24 protein-coding genes are annotated in these 18,701 nt (G+C 66.1%); 14 read left to right on the top strand and 10 right to left on the bottom strand.

Features of this window, described 5'->3' with window-relative positions:
* Window positions 1–7 precede the first annotated feature (7 nt).
* The 4 genes from ACQPW1_RS38640 to ACQPW1_RS38625 form a co-directional block, all read right to left on the bottom strand.
* Complete coding sequence (locus ACQPW1_RS38640) at window positions 8–1,312, bottom strand: class I SAM-dependent methyltransferase (protein ID WP_433657656.1); 1,305 nt, start codon at window positions 1,310–1,312, stop codon at window positions 8–10.
* 101 nt (window positions 1,313–1,413) lie between these two features.
* The gene (locus ACQPW1_RS38635) at window positions 1,414–1,695 is read right to left on the bottom strand and encodes a twin-arginine translocation signal domain-containing protein (protein WP_433657654.1); all 282 of its coding nucleotides are present in this window, start codon (window positions 1,693–1,695) and stop codon (window positions 1,414–1,416) included.
* Window positions 1,692–2,273, bottom strand: a complete 582-nt coding sequence (locus tag ACQPW1_RS38630; protein WP_433657652.1) for a MauE/DoxX family redox-associated membrane protein — start codon at window positions 2,271–2,273, stop codon at window positions 1,692–1,694. The genes ACQPW1_RS38635 and ACQPW1_RS38630 overlap by 4 nt, the downstream gene beginning before the upstream one ends.
* A gap of 122 nt (window positions 2,274–2,395) precedes the next feature.
* Entirely contained in the window at window positions 2,396–3,610 is a 1,215-nt protein-coding gene (locus ACQPW1_RS38625; protein WP_433657650.1) for an ArgE/DapE family deacylase, read from the bottom strand.
* A gap of 162 nt (window positions 3,611–3,772) precedes the next feature.
* Between ACQPW1_RS38625 and ACQPW1_RS38620 the strand changes: the two genes are divergently transcribed.
* A complete protein-coding gene (locus ACQPW1_RS38620; protein ID WP_433657648.1) occupies window positions 3,773–4,000 on the top strand; it encodes a hypothetical protein in 228 nt (75 codons plus the stop codon).
* A gap of 94 nt (window positions 4,001–4,094) precedes the next feature.
* Window positions 4,095–5,120, top strand: coding sequence for an ArsR/SmtB family transcription factor (locus ACQPW1_RS38615; RefSeq protein ID WP_433657646.1), 1,026 nt, complete (start codon window positions 4,095–4,097; stop codon window positions 5,118–5,120).
* Between the two features lie 14 nt (window positions 5,121–5,134).
* Here the strand turns inward: ACQPW1_RS38615 and ACQPW1_RS38610 are convergent, their stop codons facing one another.
* Window positions 5,135–6,139: a LacI family DNA-binding transcriptional regulator gene (locus ACQPW1_RS38610; RefSeq protein WP_433657644.1), complete on the bottom strand. Its 1,005-nt coding sequence runs from the start codon at window positions 6,137–6,139 to the stop codon at window positions 5,135–5,137.
* A gap of 138 nt (window positions 6,140–6,277) precedes the next feature.
* Between ACQPW1_RS38610 and ACQPW1_RS38605 the strand changes: the two genes are divergently transcribed.
* From ACQPW1_RS38605 to ACQPW1_RS38570, 8 genes are all read left to right on the top strand, one after another.
* Entirely contained in the window at window positions 6,278–7,294 is a 1,017-nt protein-coding gene (locus ACQPW1_RS38605; protein ID WP_433657642.1) for a sugar ABC transporter substrate-binding protein, read from the top strand.
* Window positions 7,291–8,265, top strand: coding sequence for an ABC transporter permease (locus ACQPW1_RS38600; protein ID WP_433657640.1), 975 nt, complete (start codon window positions 7,291–7,293; stop codon window positions 8,263–8,265). Before ACQPW1_RS38605 ends, ACQPW1_RS38600 begins: the two co-directional genes overlap by 4 nt.
* A 7-nt stretch (window positions 8,266–8,272) precedes the next feature.
* Window positions 8,273–9,058, top strand: a complete 786-nt coding sequence (locus ACQPW1_RS38595) for an ATP-binding cassette domain-containing protein (RefSeq protein ID WP_433657638.1) — start codon at window positions 8,273–8,275, stop codon at window positions 9,056–9,058.
* Window positions 9,055–10,005 (top strand): ribokinase, encoded by a 951-nt coding sequence (locus ACQPW1_RS38590; protein ID WP_433657636.1) that lies wholly within the window; start codon window positions 9,055–9,057, stop codon window positions 10,003–10,005. The genes ACQPW1_RS38595 and ACQPW1_RS38590 overlap by 4 nt, the downstream gene beginning before the upstream one ends.
* Before the next feature lie 16 nt (window positions 10,006–10,021).
* Complete coding sequence (rbsD, locus tag ACQPW1_RS38585) at window positions 10,022–10,411, top strand: D-ribose pyranase (protein WP_433657632.1); 390 nt, start codon at window positions 10,022–10,024, stop codon at window positions 10,409–10,411.
* Between the two features lie 209 nt (window positions 10,412–10,620).
* Window positions 10,621–11,553, top strand: coding sequence for a DMT family transporter (locus tag ACQPW1_RS38580; protein ID WP_433657630.1), 933 nt, complete (start codon window positions 10,621–10,623; stop codon window positions 11,551–11,553).
* A gap of 68 nt (window positions 11,554–11,621) precedes the next feature.
* Window positions 11,622–12,317, top strand: coding sequence for a SanA/YdcF family protein (locus ACQPW1_RS38575; protein ID WP_433657628.1), 696 nt, complete (start codon window positions 11,622–11,624; stop codon window positions 12,315–12,317).
* Window positions 12,318–12,323: 6 nt separating this feature from the next.
* Window positions 12,324–12,785 carry an SRPBCC family protein gene (locus tag ACQPW1_RS38570; RefSeq protein ID WP_433657626.1) on the top strand — a complete coding sequence of 154 codons (462 nt, stop codon included), beginning with the start codon at window positions 12,324–12,326 and terminating at the stop codon, window positions 12,783–12,785.
* Between the two features lie 5 nt (window positions 12,786–12,790).
* Here ACQPW1_RS38570 and ACQPW1_RS38565 read toward each other — a convergent pair whose 3' ends face one another.
* Window positions 12,791–13,411 (bottom strand): TetR family transcriptional regulator, encoded by a 621-nt coding sequence (locus ACQPW1_RS38565; protein ID WP_433657624.1) that lies wholly within the window; start codon window positions 13,409–13,411, stop codon window positions 12,791–12,793.
* Between the two features lie 75 nt (window positions 13,412–13,486).
* Here ACQPW1_RS38565 and ACQPW1_RS38560 point away from each other — a divergent pair, with 75 nt between their 5' ends.
* The 3 genes from ACQPW1_RS38560 (at window position 13,487) to ACQPW1_RS38550 (ending at window position 14,991) form a co-directional block, all read left to right on the top strand.
* Window positions 13,487–14,122: a DedA family protein gene (locus tag ACQPW1_RS38560; RefSeq protein WP_433657622.1), complete on the top strand. Its 636-nt coding sequence runs from the start codon at window positions 13,487–13,489 to the stop codon at window positions 14,120–14,122.
* A gap of 113 nt (window positions 14,123–14,235) precedes the next feature.
* Window positions 14,236–14,574, top strand: coding sequence for a hypothetical protein (locus tag ACQPW1_RS38555; protein WP_433657620.1), 339 nt, complete (start codon window positions 14,236–14,238; stop codon window positions 14,572–14,574).
* Window positions 14,575–14,601: 27 nt separating this feature from the next.
* Window positions 14,602–14,991: a VOC family protein gene (locus ACQPW1_RS38550; RefSeq protein ID WP_433657618.1), complete on the top strand. Its 390-nt coding sequence runs from the start codon at window positions 14,602–14,604 to the stop codon at window positions 14,989–14,991.
* 63 nt (window positions 14,992–15,054) lie between these two features.
* Here ACQPW1_RS38550 and ACQPW1_RS38545 read toward each other — a convergent pair whose 3' ends face one another.
* The gene (locus tag ACQPW1_RS38545) at window positions 15,055–15,783 is read right to left on the bottom strand and encodes an LppP/LprE family lipoprotein (protein WP_433657616.1); all 729 of its coding nucleotides are present in this window, start codon (window positions 15,781–15,783) and stop codon (window positions 15,055–15,057) included.
* A 345-nt stretch (window positions 15,784–16,128) separates the two neighbouring features.
* Between ACQPW1_RS38545 and ACQPW1_RS38540 the strand changes: the two genes are divergently transcribed.
* Entirely contained in the window at window positions 16,129–17,028 is a 900-nt protein-coding gene (locus ACQPW1_RS38540) for a serine hydrolase (protein ID WP_433657614.1), read from the top strand.
* 1 nt (window position 17,029) lies between these two features.
* On the opposite strand, the gene ACQPW1_RS38535 is transcribed toward ACQPW1_RS38540, so the two are convergent.
* The 3 genes from ACQPW1_RS38535 to ACQPW1_RS38525 form a co-directional block, all read right to left on the bottom strand.
* Window positions 17,030–17,524, bottom strand: a complete 495-nt coding sequence (locus ACQPW1_RS38535; RefSeq protein ID WP_433657612.1) for a group II truncated hemoglobin — start codon at window positions 17,522–17,524, stop codon at window positions 17,030–17,032.
* Between the two features lie 90 nt (window positions 17,525–17,614).
* Window positions 17,615–18,190, bottom strand: a complete 576-nt coding sequence (locus tag ACQPW1_RS38530; protein ID WP_433657611.1) for a hypothetical protein — start codon at window positions 18,188–18,190, stop codon at window positions 17,615–17,617.
* Entirely contained in the window at window positions 18,187–18,699 is a 513-nt protein-coding gene (locus tag ACQPW1_RS38525; protein ID WP_433657610.1) for a F0F1 ATP synthase subunit B, read from the bottom strand. The genes ACQPW1_RS38530 and ACQPW1_RS38525 overlap by 4 nt, the downstream gene beginning before the upstream one ends.
* Between the last annotated feature and the right edge of the window lie 2 nt (window positions 18,700–18,701).

Here is an 18,701-nt window from a genome sequence, read left to right as displayed (position 1 = left end):
CCGGCGCTCACATCCACGCGCGCCGGGTCCCCGGCATTCCGGTGCGCCCCTGCGGATCCGGCACCACACCGAGCACCTGGTGCAGCCCGAGCCCGCCGTCCTCGAAACCCAACGCCGAGGCCGCCATGTAGAGCCGCCAGATCCGGGCCCGCCCTTCGCTGGCGAGCGAAACCGCTTGATCCCAAGCACCTTCCAGATTGGCGACCCAGTTGCGCAGCGTCAGCGCGTAGTGCTCGCGCAGCGCCTCGACGTCGCGCACCTCGAATCCGGCCCGCTGCATCGCCAACGCGACCTCGCCGACATCGACCAGCTCACCGTCCGGAAAGACGTAGCGGCCGACGAAGGAGCGACTGCCCATCACGGACCCGCCCGCGGAGGAGATCGCGTGGTTGAGTAGTCGGCCCTCGGGTCGGAGCAGGGCACGCAAGGTCTCGAAGTACGCCGCGGCCCGCTTGGTGCCGACATGCTCGAACATGCCGATAGATGAGATGGCGTCGAACTGCTCGCCCCGCAGATCGCGATAGTCGGCCAGCCGGATCTCGACGTTCGCGGACAGCCCCGCGTCGGCGACCCGCTTGCGGGCCAGCTCGATCTGCGCGCTGCTGATCGTCACGCCGACCACCTGCACGCCGTAGGTCGCAGCCGCGTGGATCGCCATCGATCCCCAGCCGCAGCCGACATCCAACAGTCGCATCCCGGGCCGCAGATCGAGCTTGCGGCAGATCAGGTCATGCTTGGCCCGCTGCGCATCCTCCAACGAGACAGTGCCGTTCGCACCGACCTTGCCGTCATCGCTGTCTGCGACGAACCGCGCACACGAGTACGTCATGCTCTCGCCCAGCACCAGCCGATAGAAGTCGTTCCCGACGTCGTAGTGATGACTGATCGCCACCGCGTCCCGTCGCTTGGTGTGCAACGGTCCGCGCTGGGGGCGCGCCTCTTCCGGCGGCAGCTCCGGACGGCGCCCGAGCGCGCCGAGCTGCCTGGCCGCACCGATGGCCTGCCAGGCCGCGGGGAGGCCGAGTTTCGCATCACCGGGCGCCGTCGTCGCCAGCGACCGAAGGATCTTGAAGATGTCCCCGTCCAGGTCGACCAGGCCGGACACGAACGCCCGCCCGATACCGAGTTCGCCTGGCGCCCAAACCATATGGCTCAGCGCGTCCTTGGAGTTGATGCGGATCGTCCCCGCGCTCGCCCCCTCGGGTTCGATCGAGCTGCCGTCCCAGAACTCGAACCGCACCGCGGTCTGTGACCCGAGCGCGGCCCGCGCCAAGGGTTCGAACACCGCCGCGACCGTCGTCTCGTTGCCCATCACTCCACTATGGCCCGAGCCGCCCGCCGACCAGGTCAACGACTGGCGGGAATTCCGACTCGTGCGGATCGGCGGGTGACGAGAACGTCTGCTCGGTCAGCTCAGCGGCAGGTACTCGGTGCGGTGTGCCACTCCGCGTGGTCGTCAGTGCACCAGCAGGCAAGCACGCCGCCGTTCAGCTTCATGCATTTGCCGTCTTTGTAGCCGTTGCATTTACATCTCGCGGCGCACGGCGCATTGCCGGTACTGCCACCGCACAGCGTCGATGCTGGTGCGGCGGCATGGGCGAACTCGGGAAAGATCGCGGCGAGTGTGGTGGCGACGGCGCCACCAACCACTCCGAGACCGGTGCGCTGGAGAAAGGACCGCCGGGAATTGGTCATTGTGGTGGCGTCTCCGCTCGAGGGGCATCGGGTCGAATGGCCGCTACCGGAACACGTTCGGTGTCCCGAGCCGACCGGGGGTGGTGCTGCCGCCAGGACAACAATGCGACGACCGCGAACAGCGCAGTGACGGCCAAGGTTTGCGTCGATGCGCCGAACATCGTGATGGTTGCGGTGAGGCCGTGCCTGGCCAGCCCGGCGAGCGAGGCGATGAGCACCAGGTTGCGGACGACGATCCGCCACGAGATGAGCTCGCCGAGCGTCCCGAAACATCCGCAGGAGACCTGCAAGCGACGCATCAGCGCACTGATCACGGCCACCGTCACGGCCACCAGGATCGCGGCCGCCGCCAGCACGCTCACGCGACCGAAAGCGCCTAGTACCAAACAGATTCCGACGATAGCCTCGACGATCGGCACCGCCCACGCGATCGGCCCGATGAGCACTCCCGGGACTAGCTCATAGGACGCCAGCCAGTCCTGCCGCCAGCGGGTGGTCGCGGAAAGCTTGGCGAAACCGGCGGCGATGAACAAACCGCCGACAATCGTGCGTACGAAGAGTTCGATTCCGATCCACACATGTTCTCCCGCCACTCGGAGGAAAACGCAAGGGAAGCCGAAAGTTAACTATCGCACGGCTACCGTCGAGCCACCGGGTTTCCGGGCGAAATGCGACCTGACCGGGCAAGAACTGCCCAGCATCACCGCAACAACTCCCGCGCATAGAGGGCGTAAACCGCTGCGGCCGCCCGCATCTCATCCTCACCGACGTACTCGTTCGGCCCATGGGAGACGTCGAGGCGCCCGGCGCCGTAGGCGAAGGCGGGGATGTCGAGTTGGGCGTACCAGCGGGTGTCGAGGATGCCCGCGCACATCTCGAAGGCGGGTTGCACGCCCGTCACCTGCGAGATGCATTGGGCCAGCGCCTGTCCCGCCGGATGATCCGGATCGGTGCTCGCCGACGGCTGGAACTGGGTCAGTTCGACGGTCACCTCGGCGCCGATGCCGTCGGCGGCGGTCTCGATGATCGTGGTCAGGTTCTTCAGCTCGACCTCGAGGTCTTCCTCGGGATTGAACCGGCTGTCGATCGTGAACCAGGTCGTGCCGGGGACCACGTTGAAGTTCGACCCGCCGCCGGACAGCCCACCGACGACGACCATCGATCCGCGCGCATCGTTGCTGTCCATCGCGAACGCGGTGTGTTTGTCCATCATCGTGCGGACGTACTTCTCCAGCGGTGCCGCGATCCGCACCATGTGCTCGAACGAGTTGATGCCGAAGTTCGCCTGCCCGACATGCGCCTCGCGGCCGTGCACAGTGACCCGCAGGCTCACCGCCCCGCGCGCGGCGTGCCAGATCCGCCCCGCGCTCGGCTCGGCGGTGACCATGGCGACCGCGGCCGGATCGATCAGACCGTGCTGCCGCAGGTAACCCGACCCCGCGACACTGCCGGTCTCCTCGTCACACACGAGGTGGACGACGATCTTGCCGTCGCCGAGCAACCCGAGTTCCCTTGCCGCGGCGGCGCCGTACAGCATGCTGACGATCCCGCCCTTCATGTCGGCGGTGCCCCGCCCGATGATCCTGCCGTCCACCCGCCGAGCGGTGAACTGCTCGCGATCCTGGACCGGGACGACATCGAAATGCCCATGGAAATATAGGGTTTTCGCGCCGTCACCGACTGTCGCTCGGACGATGCACGGATCCTCCTGCGCGTCTACCGCGGGCACACCGATGATCTCGCCGCCAAAGCCCAGGCCCGCCATTGCGGCGTTCAACGCACGGGCACAGTCACGCAGGCCCCGACCGGGCGGATTCTCCGTCTCGTGCGCCACGAGAGTGGCCAGCAATTCGGCCATCTCGTCGGCCCGTGGTTCGAGCCAGGCGCGCACCTGGGCGGAGTAGTCGATCGTCACGAAGTCGAGTGTCGCCGACCGCGGATGATTCCGTGCCGGTTCACCTGCGCGAGGTTCGGCCGTTCCCGTCGATTGCTGGGTGTTTCGGCCTGAACCGAATCATGGTGACCGCACCACCTCCGCCTTCATAGGCTCTGAACAGTGACAACGAGGAGTGCGAAGATGCTGAAAGACGGAGCGGTGCAGGCCGAAGGCGGCGTCGCGATGATCGTGGCCCGGATGGCCGACGGTGTGGCGGCGGAATGGAAATGGGGGCAGCAATGGTTGGCAACGATGTGGTCGCGGCGAGACGAGCCGGTAGCGAAGGAGTTGCCGATTCCCTCGAATGCCGAGGACCTTTTACTGGGACTGGACCCGCTCATCGCGGTACGGTGGCGAGGTTCTAGGTGATCGGAGGCGCCGTGACGCGGTATCGAGTCGGCGCGGCGTGGGGCAGCGGCGCGGGTGGTTCGTCCATTGCCCAGCGCACGCGAGGTGGCCGCGGATGAAGCGGATCTATTGCACGCCAGACGATCTGCTGCGCATCCGCATCGGCGCCCCGCTCGGCGCCATCGCGGAGACAATGCTGGCCACCCGGGTGGTGCAGCGTAGAAACGTCGCCGGTTTCGCGGGCTGGCGCAGCCAGGTGCGCGGCGCCATTCCGGCCAACTTCGGTGTGCTCGCCGACATCTTGCCCGCCGACGATTCGTTTCTCGATCTGATCACGCCGACCCGGGGTGCCCGGTCGATATCCGCGGGCATCGAGGCGTTGCACCTGGCCTCCCGCGACGAACTGCGGCTGGAGTTGGACAGCGTCGTCCGCAGCCGGGCGCGGGAAGGGCAACCGCCCCTTCCCGCATGGACGGCCGAGCTGTCGGATCGCGATGGCACCGCGCGCCGCAATGTCGCCGACGCCGTCGAGGCGTTCCATTCGGTGGCGTTCGCCGGACGCTGGTCGCACATCCAGACCTATCTCGAACAGACCGCCGAGCGGATGGCGCGCACGCTCGCCACCGAAGGCGTGGAACGGATGTTCGCCGACCTGCACCCGTACGTGAGCTGGCGCGCGCCGGTGCTCGAAATCCACCGCCAACTCGATTGCACCCACGATGAGCACCTCGACGGCCGGGGGCTGGTCATCATCCCGTCCTTGTTCGCCTGGCCCCAGCCACTCACGCTGATGTCCCTGGTGGACAAGGACGCGCCGATGACGTTGATCGTCCCGGCCCTGCGCGACATCAACGATTTCACCGCCGCGTGGGGTCCGCGCGCGACCAACGAGGCCCTGACCGCACTGCTCGGCCGCACCCGCGCGGCCGCGCTACAGGTGATCGCCGAGGGGTGCAGCACCACCGAACTCGCTCGCCGACTGGGGGTTTCGCCCGCCACGGCGAGCGAGCACGCATCGATCCTGCGTGAGGCCGGGCTGATCGACAGCTGGCGGCACCGCAATGCCATGCGGCACGAGGTGACCACCCTCGGTGCGGCGCTGCTCGACGGCAACCTCGGCAGCAACGCTCGCATCGCGTAATACCTTGCGATAGTTCAGAATTCGTCCGAGCAACCGCAGGAACCACGCGTCTTCAATTCCGCGTCGAGGCTGACCACGCCCGGCTCGGCCGACCCGGTGTCGATCTGTTTGAGCAAGAGCTCGACCGCCAGTTCGCCCATCTTCCGGGTCGGCTGGACCATCGTCGTCAAACCAGGCCTGGTGTAGCGGGCATACTCGATACCGTCGAACCCGACGATCGCGAGATCGTCAGGGACGCGCAGGTTCGCGTCATAGGCCGCGCGCAGCATGCCCATCGCCTGTAGATCGCTGGTCACGAAAACCGCGGTAGGTCTGGTCGCACCGCTCATCAGCTCGCCCAAGGCGCGATAGCCCGCAGCGCCGCCGAATTCGGCTCGCACGACGACACTTTCGGGCAATCCGGCGTCGGTCAGCGCCTGCCGATAACCCGCCACGCGTTCGTCGGCGGTCGAAACGTGTGGCCCGCTGAGGCAGGCGATCTCCTGGTGACCGTGGGATATCAAGTGCTCCACGGCGATTCGCGCACCGGCGAGGGAGTCGCACATGACGTGCGCACAGCGGGTCGGATCGATGATCCGGTCCACCGCCACCAAGGCCATGCCGGCCGCCGCACAGGCATCGGCGATGCCCGACTCCCAGGACGACGAAATCGCAAGCAGCCCTTCGACCCGACGGTCGATGAACGCGCTCACGTAGGCGCGTTCCCTGGCCTCGTCGCCCGCGGCGTTCCCGACGATCAGCGGGAAGCCCCGCGCGAACGCGGCCGCCTCGACGACCGCGGACAGCTCGGCGAAGAACGGGTTCGCCCCATCGGGGATGACCATCCCGAGCGCGTGCCCGCGATTCATCCGCAGGCTGCGCGCCGACATGTTGGGCCGATAGCCGAGCTGTTCGATGGCGGCTTCGATGCGAGCGCGTGTCGCGGGCGCGACGCTGCGTGGACCGCCGTTGAGGACATAGCTCACCAGCGCTGGTGAGGTGCCTGCGAGCCGGGCCACGTCGGCTCGGGTGACTGCCATCGGGTCACTCCTGTCGTGCTGGCAATTCGTGCGAGCTGTCGAAGAACCCTTGACAGTCTCGTGATGCGGGTCACACACTACACATCAACTCGTGTTGTCAACACGAGTTGAACTCGTACAGGATAGGTCGAATACCAGATGAGCACTCGATACCGGATCGGGCTTGTGGCCCTGGCTCTCGTCAGCGCGGCTGCCCTCACCGCGGGCTGCGGCCGCGGCGGCGACGCCTCGTCCGACTTCAAGATCGCCGTAGTCACCCGCAACTTCACCAACCCCTACTGGGCGGCGCTGCGCGACGGCGCGTTGGCCGAGGGAAAGCGGCTCGGCGTCGACGTCGCAGTGCAGGCGGGCCAAACCGAGACCGACTCGGACGGCGAGAACGCGCAGATCTCCACGCTGGCCGCGCAGGGCTACGACTGCTTCGCCGTGGTGCCGGTGAACGCGACCAACGTGATCACGCCGCTGGTTCCGGTGGCCCGCAAGAACATTCCCATCCTCAACCTGGACACCCAGATCGACGCGAACGCCTCGAAGCAGGCCGGCGTCGCCTACGCGAGCTTCATCGGCTCCGACAACCTCGCGGCGGGCAAGATCGCGGGCGAGAAGATGCTGGAAGCGCTCGGCAGCAGCGGGAAAGTGATTGTGCTGCAAGGCATCGCCGGTGAGCAGAACGGCATCAACCGGGACAAGGGCTTCACCGATGCGGTCGCGGGCAAGCTGGAGATCGTGCAGCGCGCGCCCGCCGACTACGAGCAGGACAAGGGCCTCACGGTCACCGAGGCGATCCTGAAGGCGCACCCCGACATCACCGGCATCTTCGCCGCCAACGACACTATGGGTCTCGGCGCCGCGCAGGCGATCAAGAACGCGGGCCGCACCGGGCAGGTCAAGGTGATCTCGGTCGACGGCATCCAGGCGGCGCTGGCCGCCGTCAAGGCGGGCACCGTGCATGGCACGGTGACCCAATACCCTTACGCCGAAGGTGAACTCGCGGTTCAGGCCTGCCTGGCGAAGCATCAGGGCAAGAGCATTCCGGATCGGGTGGTCGCGCCGATCGCGTTCATCGGCCAGGACAACGTCGATCAGCAGATCGCCGCGTTTCCCCGGCCCATCACCACGTTCGACAATCCGCTGGCCGGGCTGGTGAACAAGTGACGAGCATCGCCGACGTCGCGCGCGCCGCGCCCGGTCGGCTGGGTGAGCGGCGCATCCCGGCCAAGCTGGCGGACTACGCGGCCCCGATCGCGCTGGTGATCGTGTGGCTCGGGTTCTTCATCGCCACGCCGAACTTCTTGACCGCCAACAACATCGACGACTTGCTCGTCGCGTCGACGATCCTGACCGTGCTCGCGCTCGGTCAGCAGTTCGCCGTGGTGGTCGGCGGGATCGACCTGTCGGTCGGTGCCACGCTGCCGTGGTCGGCGGCGCTGCTCGGCTACTTCACCAGTCACGGGTATCCGGTAACGACCGGCATCGTGGTGGCGATTCTGGGCGGGTTGCTGGTCGGAGTGATCAACGGGGTGCTGATCGGGCACTTCCAGATGACCGACTTCGTGGTCACGCTCGGCTCGTTGAGTGTGCTCAGCGGCTGCACCCTGCTGCTCACCAGCGGCAACAGCGTGGCGGTGAATTCGCCCTTCCTGCAGAGCCTCGCGTTGGACGGCGCCGGCCCGCTGCGCTGGTTCTGGCTGCTGGCGTTGGTCGCGGCGCTCGGGGTGGCGGGCATTCTGTTCCGGACCAGGGTCGGCACGCACCTGCTCGCCACCGGCGGCAATATCGACTCGGCCAGGGAGACCGGCATTCCGGTGCGCCGGATCCGGTTGCTCGCCTACAGCGCCTGCGGGCTGCTGTGCGGTGTCGCGGGGGTCATGCTGGTCGCCCGCAACGGCGGCGCCGACCCGTCCCTGCAGACCACCTACCTGCTGAGTTCGATCGCGGCGGTGGTGCTCGGCGGTTCGTCGCTGAGCGGCGGCAAGGCGTCGGTGCTCGGCACCGTGTGTGGCGCGATCCTGTTCACCTCGCTGATCAACGGATTCACCATCCTCGGCATCTCGCAGTACTACCAACCGATCGCGGTGGGCGCGGTATTGCTTCTCGCAGCGGCTATTTCGCGATTCCGGAAGTAGGCATGTCATGACCAAGCCGATGCTCGAGGCGCGCGGCCTGACGAAGTCGTTCGACTCCGTCCGCGCGCTCGACGATGTCACCCTGACCATTCCGGAAGGCGAGGTCACCGCACTGGTCGGGGACAACGGGGCGGGCAAGTCCACCCTGGTGCGCTGCCTCACCGGCGTGCACCCACCCGACTCCGGGGAGATCCTGTTCCGTGGTGCGCCCGCGCGGCTCGGCTCGCCGGAGGATGCCCGGAAGATGGGCATCGAGACCGTGTATCAGGATCTCGCCCTCATCGACGATCTGACCGTGTGGCAGAACCTCTTCCTGAACCGGGAACTCGTCTATCCGTCCTGGCCGATCAAGATCGTGAATCGGAAGGCGATGATCAGCAAGAGCGGGGAGATCCTGCGGGATCTCGACGTGGACGTGCCCTCGGTCCGCACCACGGTGCGGCGGATGAGCGGTGGTCAGCGGCAGAGTATCGCGATCGCCCGCGCGGTGGCCTGGGGTAAGTCGATGGTGATCATGGACGAGCCGACCGCCGCGTTGGGTGTGCGCGAGACCGCCGCGGTGGAGAAGCTGGTCCGTGGTCTGCGCGACCGTGGGGTCACGGTGCTGATCATCAGTCATGATCTGGCGCAGGTGATGCGGATCTGCGACAACGTGGTGGTGCTGCGCCGGGGGCGCTCGGTGGCCGCGCATCGGGTGGATGAGATCGATGGTGACCGGTTGGTCGCGCTGATCACCGGGGCCGCGGCGGGCAACCTGGAGGCGAAGCCCGCTGCGGAACAACAGGTCTCGTGAGCGGGGCGGTCACGGTCATCGGATCGATGAACCAGGACGTGGTTTGCGAGGTGGCGAGACTGCCCGGACCGGGCGAGACCGTGCTGGCGGTCGGGTCGCGGACGAATCCGGGTGGCAAGGGAGCCAATCAGGCGGTTGCTGCGGCGAAGGCGGGCGGGAGTGTGGAGTTCGTCGGGCGGGTCGGTGGTGATTCGGTTGCTTCGGCGCTGCGGGACTCGATGGCCTCCGCCGGTGTGAAAACGACTGGGCTGCAGGAGGTTCCGGGTGTGCGGACCGGGCGGGCTTACGTCACGGTGGCTGCGGGGGAGAACCAGATCGTTGTGGATCCTGGTGCCAACTCGGCCTGGGAGTCCGATGCCGAACTGGCCGTGATGGTCGAGGCCGAGTTAGTCGCGTCGGCGGATGTGGTTGTCGCGCAGCTCGAGATACCGCTGGCTGTTGTTGTTTGGGCTGCGGGTTCAGCTCGCCGGGTCGTTCTCAATGCGGCTCCGGCGGCTGAGCTCGACGACGAACTGCTGTGTCGGTGTGATCCGCTCGTGGTCAACGAGTATGAGTTGGCCACGGTCAGCGGTGCGCCGACCAGAACCAGGGAGGAAGCAGGTCGAGCCGCACGGTCGCTGTGTCTACGTGGAGCTCCGTCCGTCGTTGTCACGTTGGGTGCTGCCGGTTCGATGCTGGCTCGCCGGACGGCGGAAGGTGTCGAGGTCACGTATCAAGCCGCGCCACAGGTGGATTCGGTTGATTCGACCGGTGCAGGTGATGCGTATGTCGGCGCTTTGTGCGCCGCGCTCGCCGACGGGGCCGACTTGATCGATGCGGTCGCCTTTGCCACGGCCGCCGCCTCTCTGTCCGTCCAGTCGCCGGGCACCCAGACCTCTTATCCCACGCGGGAACAGGTCCGCGCGGCGCTCGCCGCCATGCCGACCGCCCATCGACTCGAGTACTAGCCAGATTGGAAGTCCTTTGCGCACCGGTGGATTGATTCACGCCGAACTGATGTCGGCACTCGTCGCCCTCCGCCACACCGACACCTTCGCCGTCAGCGACTCGGGCCTGCCCGTACCGCCCGGCGTACCGGTGATCGATCTCGGAATCAGTTACGGCATGCCGCGATTCGCGCCCGTGGTCGAGCTGATCCTCGACGAGGTCACTGTCGAGGCTGCCTGGGGGAGTGCCGACGTAGTCGCCGCGAACCCGGAGGCAGCCGATCTCCTGACCAATCAATGGCATGCCGAGTTGCTCGACCACGAAGAGTTCAAACGGCGAATCGGTCAGTGCCGCTTCGTCGTCCGAACCGGCGAGGCGCGTCCGTATGCCAACGTGCTGTTCCGGGCGGGCGTGCCGTGGTTGTAGCGCGGGGATCGGCCATCACGATGTGTGCTGATCGGACAGACTCTGCGCCCTGATCCGGGCCGTTGCGGGGCCGTGCCGCCGATGCGGGAGACAAAGACGACCCGACGTCGAAGTTCCATTCGATCGCCGTCTCGTTAGTGACGACCATGACAGGTGCGGTGTCCGAAAACCGCGTGAGTTCGTGGCGGCGGTGATCTAGCGTTCGATAAATGGAGCAAGTCGTTCGCTCGGGCGATCGGAAGGCCGTTGTCGCGGCCGCGGTCACCGTGGTGCTGTGGGCCTCGGCCTTTGTGTTCATTCGTGCTGCGGGCGAGGACTTTTCGCCGGGCGCGCTGGCGTTGGGTCGGTTGTTGACCGGGGCCATCGCGCTGGTGGCGATCCTGATCGTGACGGGTGAGGGGATGCCTGCGCGGGGTGCGTGGCGCGGGATCCTCATCTCCGGGGTGCTGTGGTTCGGGGTCTACATGGTGGCGTTGAACTGGGGTGAGCAGTACGTCGACGCGGGTACCGCGGCGATGGTGATCAACATCGGTCCCATCTTGATCGCGGTGCTGAGCGGGCTGGTGCTGCGGGAAGGGTTTCCGGCGCGGCTGATGGCGGGGATCGGGGTGGCGTTCGCTGGAGCGGTTGTCGTCGGGCTGGCGAATTCGGGTGGCGGGAGTTCCGCGGTGCTCGGGGTGGTGTTGTGTCTGACCGCCGCGGCGGCGTGGGCGGTGGCGGTCGTTGCACAGAAGCCCGCGCTTGTTCATGCGTCGGCGTTGCAGGTGACCACCGGTGGGTGTGTCATCGGCACGATCGCCTGTTTGCCGTTCGCGGGGCAACTGTTCAGTGAGGCTGCCCGCGCGCCGTTGTCGGCGACGTTGAGCGTGGTGTATCTCGGTGTGTTTCCTACCGCTTTGGCGTTCACCACTTGGGCTTACGCGTTGTCGCGCACCACGGCGGGGAAGATGGGCGTGACGACCTACGCGGTTCCGGCGTTGGTGGTGCTGATGGCGTGGATCGCGCTCGACGAAGTACCCGGGCCACTGGCCGTGGTCGGCGGTTTGCTGTGCCTGTCCGGTGTGGCGATCACCAGGTCACGGGCGGACAAGCCGGTGGAGCCCGAAGATGCGGTGGAACAAGAGGTATCGAACCCGACGTAAGGGCAGCAACGATACGGCGGTCGTACGTCGTGACCAGCGATCTATCTGGTCGCCTACGCTGGTTGCGGATGACGACCCGAGTGTGGCGACGCGTGCGTCGTCGGCACTCCCGACTGGAAGAGGCTGCCTTGCTGGACGACCACAAACCGCCGGGCGGTGGGACGCGGCGCTGGGTGCGTCGACTGCTCGGGGTGACCGCGGTCGCGGCGACCGGGCTGGTTCTGGTCGTGGTCGGCGCGAATGTCCGGCTGTGGATGGTGTCGTCCGGCCACCGTTTCGGCCCTGACGCCGCACCCACGGTTCCGGTGGTGATCGTGCCGGGGGCAAAGGTCGGTCCGGACGGTACGCCGATGGCCTATCTGCGTGGTCGCCTCGACGTCGCGATCGAACTCGTGCAGGCCGGAAAGGCCCGCGAGATCCTGGTATCCGGCGACGCGGCCGGAACCTCGGGCGACGAGATCGCCTCGATGACAAAGTATCTCGTCGACCACGGCATCGATCCGGCACGCATACGATCCGACGGCGAAGGCTTGTCGACGCGCGCCACCTGCGAACGCGCGAAGCAGTTGTTCGGCATCGATCGCGCCATCATCGTCTCCCAATACCGGCACGTACCGCGAGCCGTCGCGCTGTGCCGAGCCGAAGGCATCGATGCAGACGGCGTCACCGCCTATTGCGACTGCCGCCAGACGACATTGATACGCAACAACATCCGAGAATGGCTCGCCGCACCCAAAGCAGTCGCCGCATTGATCGGCCGCTGATTCCCTATGCGACCCATAGTGGTAACCGTAGGCGCCGAGATTTCCGCTGCGCCACAACGACTCTGGGACCTCCTCACCGACTGGGAAAACCAGGGTGAATGGATGCGCGAAGCCTCCGACTTCGAGGTGCTGTCCCCCCAACGATCCGGCATCGGCGTAACCGTAGCGACCACCGTCCGAATCGGCGGCATCGCCACCCGCGACCGCATCCGCATCGACGTATGGCAGCCACCGGATAGATCAGGCAGCAGCCATCTCGGAATCGTGCACCTCGGCTGGATCAAAGGCCGCGGCGACATCCGACTCACCGAACTACCCAACGCCCGCACGCGCCTCGACTGGACCGAACAACTGCAACCTCCACTCGGCCTCGCCGGAGCAGCCGGAATGCGGCTGTTCGCACCACTTTTCGCCTGCACCTTCCGCCGAGACCTCGCACTGCTCGGCGCACTGGCGGAGCGAGCCTGACGGCTTCAAATCTCCAGCCCGTCCTCCAACATGGCAAGACAGTCGTCGAGCAACTGCCGATGCCGGAGCATGAAACCCTCCGACAGATCATCGGCCGCCGCCGTCCAGGCCGCGATAGCCACCCCGATGATGGCGCCGGAGAGAGTGGTGATGGCGAGATCGGTCGTCGGTCGTCCGAGCCGCCTCGCGAGTTCTGCGGCCAGCATCGGGATCGAGGCCGCCATCTGGGCGGGCACCCGGGCCCGGAGTTCGGGCACCGTCCGCAGCAGCTGTTCCCGCTCGGCGCTGATCGCATGGTCCGCGGGCGCCGCTGAGTCGCTCAACGTACGCACCGTATCCCGCAGTGCCCGAACAGGATTGACGCCTTCCAGGGATTCGGGAAGCGCGTCCACCACCGCGACATCGGCCACGTCGTGCAGCACGACATCGGCCTTGGTCGGGAAGTAGCGAAAGAAGGTCACCCGCGATACCCCTGCGGCCGCGGCGATCTGGTCGATCGTCGTCGCCGTGTACCCCTGCTCGCGAAACAGTCGCAACGCTTCGCGCTGCAATGTGGCCTGTGCCAGCGCCTTTTTCCGCTCGCGGTGTGACACGGTGGCTGCGGTCGAACGGTTCGGTGACGTCACAAGCAGATCCTCTCCTTCGGCGAGCACTGAATACGAAAATGATACTAGTAACAAAAGATACTAGTATCAGGAGGCATGAACGACCAGCTGTTGGACCTAGCACGCGACGTAATGGGTTCGCCCACCGTCTATCTCGTCGTCCTCGCGATCGCCGCGCTCGACGGTGTTCTCCCGATGTTCCCCAGCGAGGTAGCCCTGCTCGTCTCGGGCGCCTTCGCGGCCACCGGAACCCCGAACATCGGACTGCTGATACTCGCCGCATCGGCCGGAGCGACAACCGGCGACCAGGTGAGCTACCGAATCGGCCGACACGCAGGCCGTCCGTTCCTGCGCAAATTCCCCGCAGGAACCAAGCGGCACAGGGCAATCCGCTGGGGAGCCGGTGTGCTGGAACGCCGCGGCCCAGTCATCATCGTCATCAGCCGCTTCCTACCCGGCATGCGAACCATCACCACCCTCACCGCAGGCGCGGTCGGCGTCACGCCCCGCACCTTCACCACCTTCGACCTCGCTGGAGCCCTGCTCTGGGGCACATCCGGCGCGCTGCTCGGCTACTTCGGCGGCAACACCTTCCAGGAATCCCCCCTCGCAGCTCTCGCCTTCGCAATAGTCCTGGTAACAGTGATCATCACCCTCGGCGAAGTAAGCCGCCGCCTACAACCAACCCCCACCGCCCAACCCGCCAAGACAGAACCTCCCCCCGCCGACTGACAGTCAGATCCGCACCCTCTCTCGGTATCCGCACCCTCCAGGGCCCAGGAAGGAAGGGGGGCGTCTATCAGATGATCTTTCGGTTTCGGAGTCAGGAAGAGCATCGGGCTTGGATGGAGTCTGCGGAGCGGTATCGGTTGGTTGCTCGGATCGATGAATTGCTCGATGACGGTGGCACCGAATCGGTGCGGGCGGTCGATGGGTGGGAGGGGTGGTTCGTCAATTCCGGTTATGCGCCGCCGGTTCCGCCTAAGCGCTGGAAGATGGCGGTGGTCACGCTTGTGGCGCTTTACCCGACGGTGCTGATTCTCGGCATCGTATTGCGGCCGCTCACCGGTGGGTGGCCGTTGCCGCTCGGCATGTTGCTGACGATGGGGCTCACCATCCCGGCGATGACGTGGGCGATCATGCCGACCCTCACGACCCGGCTCGGACCCTGGCTTCGCCGCTGAAATCAATGATCTACCTGGAGGTTTGGCATGTTGAGTAAACAACCGGTCGATGCGCTGCTGTTGGTCACCGATCTCGAGGTTGCCAGGGAGTTCTATGAGCGCAAGCTCGGCCTGGAGGTGCTCTTCGAGGACGGCGAACAGTTCATCACGTTCGGGTGCGGTGGTGACAGCAGGGTGGTGGTCACCAAGAGCAGCGTCGGCACCAAAGATGAAGCGACCAAAGTGAGTTGGCGCGTCGACGACATCGCCGCGGAGGTCGCGGAACTGCGTGCGCGTGGAGTCGAGATCCTGGAATTCCCCGACCTGAATACGGTCGACGGCATTGCCGATGTCGGCTTCGCCCTCGCCGCATGGTTCGAGGATCCGAGCAAGAACTCCCTCGGCCTGCTCCAGCTCAAGGGCGATATCGCGAACTGAACCGAAACCAGAAAGCCCCTGCCCTTCGAAAATGAAGGTGCAGGGGCCTTTTCGCGTCTGGGTTTACTTGTCGGGGTCCGGCGGGAACTGTCCCTGTGCCGTGACGGTGGTGCCGTTCAAGGTGTACGCCACGACTGTCGGTCCGCCCGACGGGCAGCACAGCGCGTCCTGGGGCAGTGCCCAGCGGTACTGCACCGAGACCGTGTTCCGGGTCTTACCGATCACCGAGGTGTAGGCGTAGTACTTGGACGTTGCCGTCCCCAGGTATGTGCCATTGGTGAAGTACAAGACGTGATACCCGGGGTGACTGCCGTTCCAGTCCACCAACATCCAGGACAGGACGCCGGAACATCCCGCGTCGATCGGATCATTGCTCGCCTCCAGGATGACCCACGGGTATCCCTCTTTGTTCGGCGCCAATCGGGCTACCGCGTTGCGGGCGAGTTGTGAATTCGAGTCGAAGCACAGGCCGTGCCCGCTGCCATTGGGTCCCTCGTTCGCGGGCGGCGGCAGGGCAGGCACGGGTTCCTTCTGATTGATCGGCACGCTGGCGGGCGGCGGTGCGTTATTGGTCTCCGGTGTATTCGTTTGCGCCTGCGGCGGAGTAGCGGGCTGATCGGTATCGCCCGGCTGCGCCGGGCCGGGCGCGTTGCTCGAGGCCCCGGGCGACGCGGGTGCGGCCGACGGAATCGGTGTCCTGCTCGCCTGTGGCGTCGGGCTGGAACCGCATCCGCTCGCGCCGAGTACGACGCTCGCGGCTAGTGCGGCAAATGCCCATGACTTGACGTTCATTGAACCCCCGGAATCGGTGTGGTTGGCATGTAGTTATCCGGTACTGCTTTGTCCTCGCAACTGCTCCGGTCTCCCGAAGCACGAACGCGGTCCTCCATCCGCGAGCCTGCGAGGACAAACTGGTCATCGGACCTATCGCGACGCGTGTTACTTAGTTTCACGCCCACCGAGGGACGACAAAGATAGTGCCCCCACTGTCGGGGGCACCGACGTGAGAGCGCGAATTGACGCCGCTGCCGAGTGTCGCGTTGCTCGTGCGCCGTCCGCTGGGAAAGATGCTGAGCGTCGAGCACTACCGGTGACCTGCGTTTTCCGTCTAGCGGCACAGCGAAGGATGGACGTTTCATGCGGAAGTCGAGGGTTCCCGTGGTGCTGTCCGGACTGCTGATTGCCGGCTCACTGGTCGCGGCCGCCCTGATGTACGAGCCGCGCGGGACCGAGCGCGAGACACCGGTACCCCAGCCCCCGGCGCGCGAGGAGATCGGAGCATCGCGCGGCTTCGATCCCGCGTTCAAGTCGCGCATCGCACAGGCCGAGGCCTATGCGAAGAGCCGTCCCGGTTTCACCGGGATCGTGGTGCGCGACCGCCGCACAGGCGCGGTGTGGCGCAATGCGAATGCGGCGACACCGATCTGGGCCTGTTCCACCCCGAAATTGGCGATCGCAGTGGACCTGCTGCTGCGCGACGACCTCGGCTCGATCACGCTCGGCAACGAGGACCGCGACCTGATGCATCGCATGCTGCATGCCAGCGACAACGACGCGGCAACGACCCTGTGGGAGCGCTACGGCGGGGAGAAGTCGTTCGCGCCGCGGTTCCGATCGTTCGGCATGGCCGGCATCAAGTTCGCCGACGGGCATCCGGATTCCTGGGGTTGGATTCTGGCCACCGCGAACGATCTCGAGCAACTCATCGACTTCGTGCTGGAGAAGTTGCCCGCGCGGCACCGCAACTACATCGTCGGCGAGATGCGCTCGGTCGACGGTGGGGAATCGTTCGAGACCAACCAGCAGTGGGGTGTCTGGGGTGCGGGCGACCGTGCGGCGCCGGGCAACAAGAACGGCTGGTCCGACGACAACGACGATGATTCGTGGCTGGTGAACTCCGTCGGATTCGTCGGTCCGCGTGAGCAATTCACCGTCGCCCTGATGAACAACACCCAGGTGGTCGAGGACGGTTACCAGGTCGGCCGGGAGACCGTCACCAAGGTCAGCGAAATCCTGTTCAAGGACTACTTCAGTTAGCCTACGGCCGGTACGGCGGCGCTACGCCCCAACCCCAGTGCGGCATAGGCGCTTCCAGCGGCGGCTTGGCGCCGGGCTGGGAATTCGCGTGGGCCAGCCGGGTGCCCCACTCGATGTAGGAGGCGAAGGCGGCGCGGAATTCCGGGTCGTCGGGCAGGCCCACCTCGTCGGCGGCGTCCATCAGCAGATTGACCCACCGGCGGCGCTGCGGCTCGGTGATCGCCTTGCCGAGGTGCTCGCGAACCATGTGCGCGTAGCCGCCGCGCTGAGTGCTGTAGGCGTCGGGCCCGCCGAAGACTTCGGCGAGCCACATCGCGACGTACTTCGGATGTCCGGGGTCCATGCCTTGGAACAGCGGGCCGACCAGATCGTCTTTCAGGACTTCCCGATAGAACACCTCGGTCAGTGCTTCGAAAGCCGCGGTGCCCCCGGCCCATTCGTACAGGCTCGGCACCGCGTCGGCGGCTGCCTCTGCTCCGCTGGTTGCCTCCGTCATTGCTGACTCCGATCAAGAACTTGTGCTGCCACAATCAGGCGAACGCCATCCTAACGGGCATGGACGGCGTCGGTCGCGCCTATTTACGGCTCAGTTCCACTGCGACTGGGTGCGGGTCCGGCCGGACGATCCGGTGTTCGCCATCGCCTGGAGGTCGTCCAGGAACCTTTCGACGGCGTCCGACTTGATCTGCGGCGATTGGACCTGCTCGCGCACGCTCTCCGTGGTGTGCGTCATCACCTGCTTGGAGAAGTCGGCCTTGAGGTCGCGGATCAGCTGCCTGCGCATCAGCTCGATCTGGTCGCGGCCTTGCTTGCCGACCCGTTCGACCTCCGCGGCCGCGGTCTCCCGCATCTTCACCACGATGCTGTCGGCGTCGGCGTGCGCGTCCTCGATGAGCTGGGCGAGTTCGGCTTTCGCCTCGGCCAGCCCCTCGTCGTACACCTGCTTGGCCTTGCTGAGCCGGGCCGCAGCCTGCTCGTTCTCTTCGATCTGCTTCTGAATGTTGTCCTGCGCCTTGGTCATCATCTTTTTGACCGGCGGCGCAACGTATTTGACGATGACCCAGATGATGACCGCGAAGCCGAACAGCTGGCTGAAGAACACCTGCCACTCGAAATGGATCTGGTAGATGCCTTCGGCAAGGATGTCGCTGCTAGGAGTCATGACGACGCCCGTCCTGTCTGCTGGCCTCGGCTTGTTTGGGCCCGTCGCTGATCATCGGCACCGACCACCCGGTCGGCCAGTGACCGAGCGAGTGGCTCGACGGTCTCACGCAACTCCGCGGCGATCTGATCCGCCTGCGCCCGCAGTTGCGCCTCGGCCTCCGCGACGATCCCGTTGGCTTCCTGCTGCGCCTGCCCGCGCATTTCCTCGAGAATCTCCCGGCCCTCGGCTCGCGCCTTGCTCCGGATCGCGGCCGCTTCCGACCGCGCCTTCTCCAGTGCCGCTTGGTGTTTGGCTTCGGCCTCGGCGAACAACTGCCTCGCCTCTTTGGTCGTCGCCAGGGTTTCTGCGGCCCGCTCTTCGCGTTCCTCCAGCACCTTGCGGATCGGTGGAACAACGAAGAACCAGATGACGCCGAGCACGATCAGGAAGATCAGCAGCTCGACGAAAAAGGTGCCGTTGGGGATAAGAAAGTTCTCCGCGGCAACTACATCGGTTCTCGGAGACATAC

The organism is Nocardia sp. CA-128927 (assembly GCF_050955855.1).
Taxonomy (GTDB): Bacteria; Actinomycetota; Actinomycetes; order Mycobacteriales; family Mycobacteriaceae; genus Nocardia.
Note: the sequence above shows the minus strand (reverse complement) of the source record. Positions and strands in the feature narration are given on the sequence as shown.

What these genes read in the sequence shown, in the direction of transcription:
- ACQPW1_RS38525 (WP_433657610.1), bottom strand. Translation starts at nt 18,699, where the DNA reads ATGTCTCCGAGAACCGATGTAGTTGCCGCGGAGAACTTTCTTATCCCC.
- ACQPW1_RS38615 (WP_433657646.1), top strand. Translation starts at nt 4,095, where the DNA reads ATGAAGCGGATCTATTGCACGCCAGACGATCTGCTGCGCATCCGCATC.
- ACQPW1_RS38640 (WP_433657656.1), bottom strand. Translation starts at nt 1,312, where the DNA reads ATGGGCAACGAGACGACGGTCGCGGCGGTGTTCGAACCCTTGGCGCGG.
- ACQPW1_RS38605 (WP_433657642.1), top strand. Translation starts at nt 6,278, where the DNA reads ATGAGCACTCGATACCGGATCGGGCTTGTGGCCCTGGCTCTCGTCAGC.
- ACQPW1_RS38550 (WP_433657618.1), top strand. Translation starts at nt 14,602, where the DNA reads ATGTTGAGTAAACAACCGGTCGATGCGCTGCTGTTGGTCACCGATCTC.
- ACQPW1_RS38580 (WP_433657630.1), top strand. Translation starts at nt 10,621, where the DNA reads ATGGAGCAAGTCGTTCGCTCGGGCGATCGGAAGGCCGTTGTCGCGGCC.
- ACQPW1_RS38530 (WP_433657611.1), bottom strand. Translation starts at nt 18,190, where the DNA reads ATGACTCCTAGCAGCGACATCCTTGCCGAAGGCATCTACCAGATCCAT.
- ACQPW1_RS38545 (WP_433657616.1), bottom strand. Translation starts at nt 15,783, where the DNA reads ATGAACGTCAAGTCATGGGCATTTGCCGCACTAGCCGCGAGCGTCGTA.
- ACQPW1_RS38620 (WP_433657648.1), top strand. Translation starts at nt 3,773, where the DNA reads ATGCTGAAAGACGGAGCGGTGCAGGCCGAAGGCGGCGTCGCGATGATC.
- ACQPW1_RS38610 (WP_433657644.1), bottom strand. Translation starts at nt 6,139, where the DNA reads ATGGCAGTCACCCGAGCCGACGTGGCCCGGCTCGCAGGCACCTCACCA.
- ACQPW1_RS38635 (WP_433657654.1), bottom strand. Translation starts at nt 1,695, where the DNA reads ATGACCAATTCCCGGCGGTCCTTTCTCCAGCGCACCGGTCTCGGAGTG.
- ACQPW1_RS38555 (WP_433657620.1), top strand. Translation starts at nt 14,236, where the DNA reads ATGGAGTCTGCGGAGCGGTATCGGTTGGTTGCTCGGATCGATGAATTG.
- ACQPW1_RS38560 (WP_433657622.1), top strand. Translation starts at nt 13,487, where the DNA reads ATGAACGACCAGCTGTTGGACCTAGCACGCGACGTAATGGGTTCGCCC.
- ACQPW1_RS38595 (WP_433657638.1), top strand. Translation starts at nt 8,273, where the DNA reads ATGACCAAGCCGATGCTCGAGGCGCGCGGCCTGACGAAGTCGTTCGAC.
- ACQPW1_RS38575 (WP_433657628.1), top strand. Translation starts at nt 11,622, where the DNA reads ATGACGACCCGAGTGTGGCGACGCGTGCGTCGTCGGCACTCCCGACTG.
- ACQPW1_RS38540 (WP_433657614.1), top strand. Translation starts at nt 16,129, where the DNA reads ATGCGGAAGTCGAGGGTTCCCGTGGTGCTGTCCGGACTGCTGATTGCC.
- ACQPW1_RS38570 (WP_433657626.1), top strand. Translation starts at nt 12,324, where the DNA reads ATGCGACCCATAGTGGTAACCGTAGGCGCCGAGATTTCCGCTGCGCCA.
- ACQPW1_RS38535 (WP_433657612.1), bottom strand. Translation starts at nt 17,524, where the DNA reads ATGACGGAGGCAACCAGCGGAGCAGAGGCAGCCGCCGACGCGGTGCCG.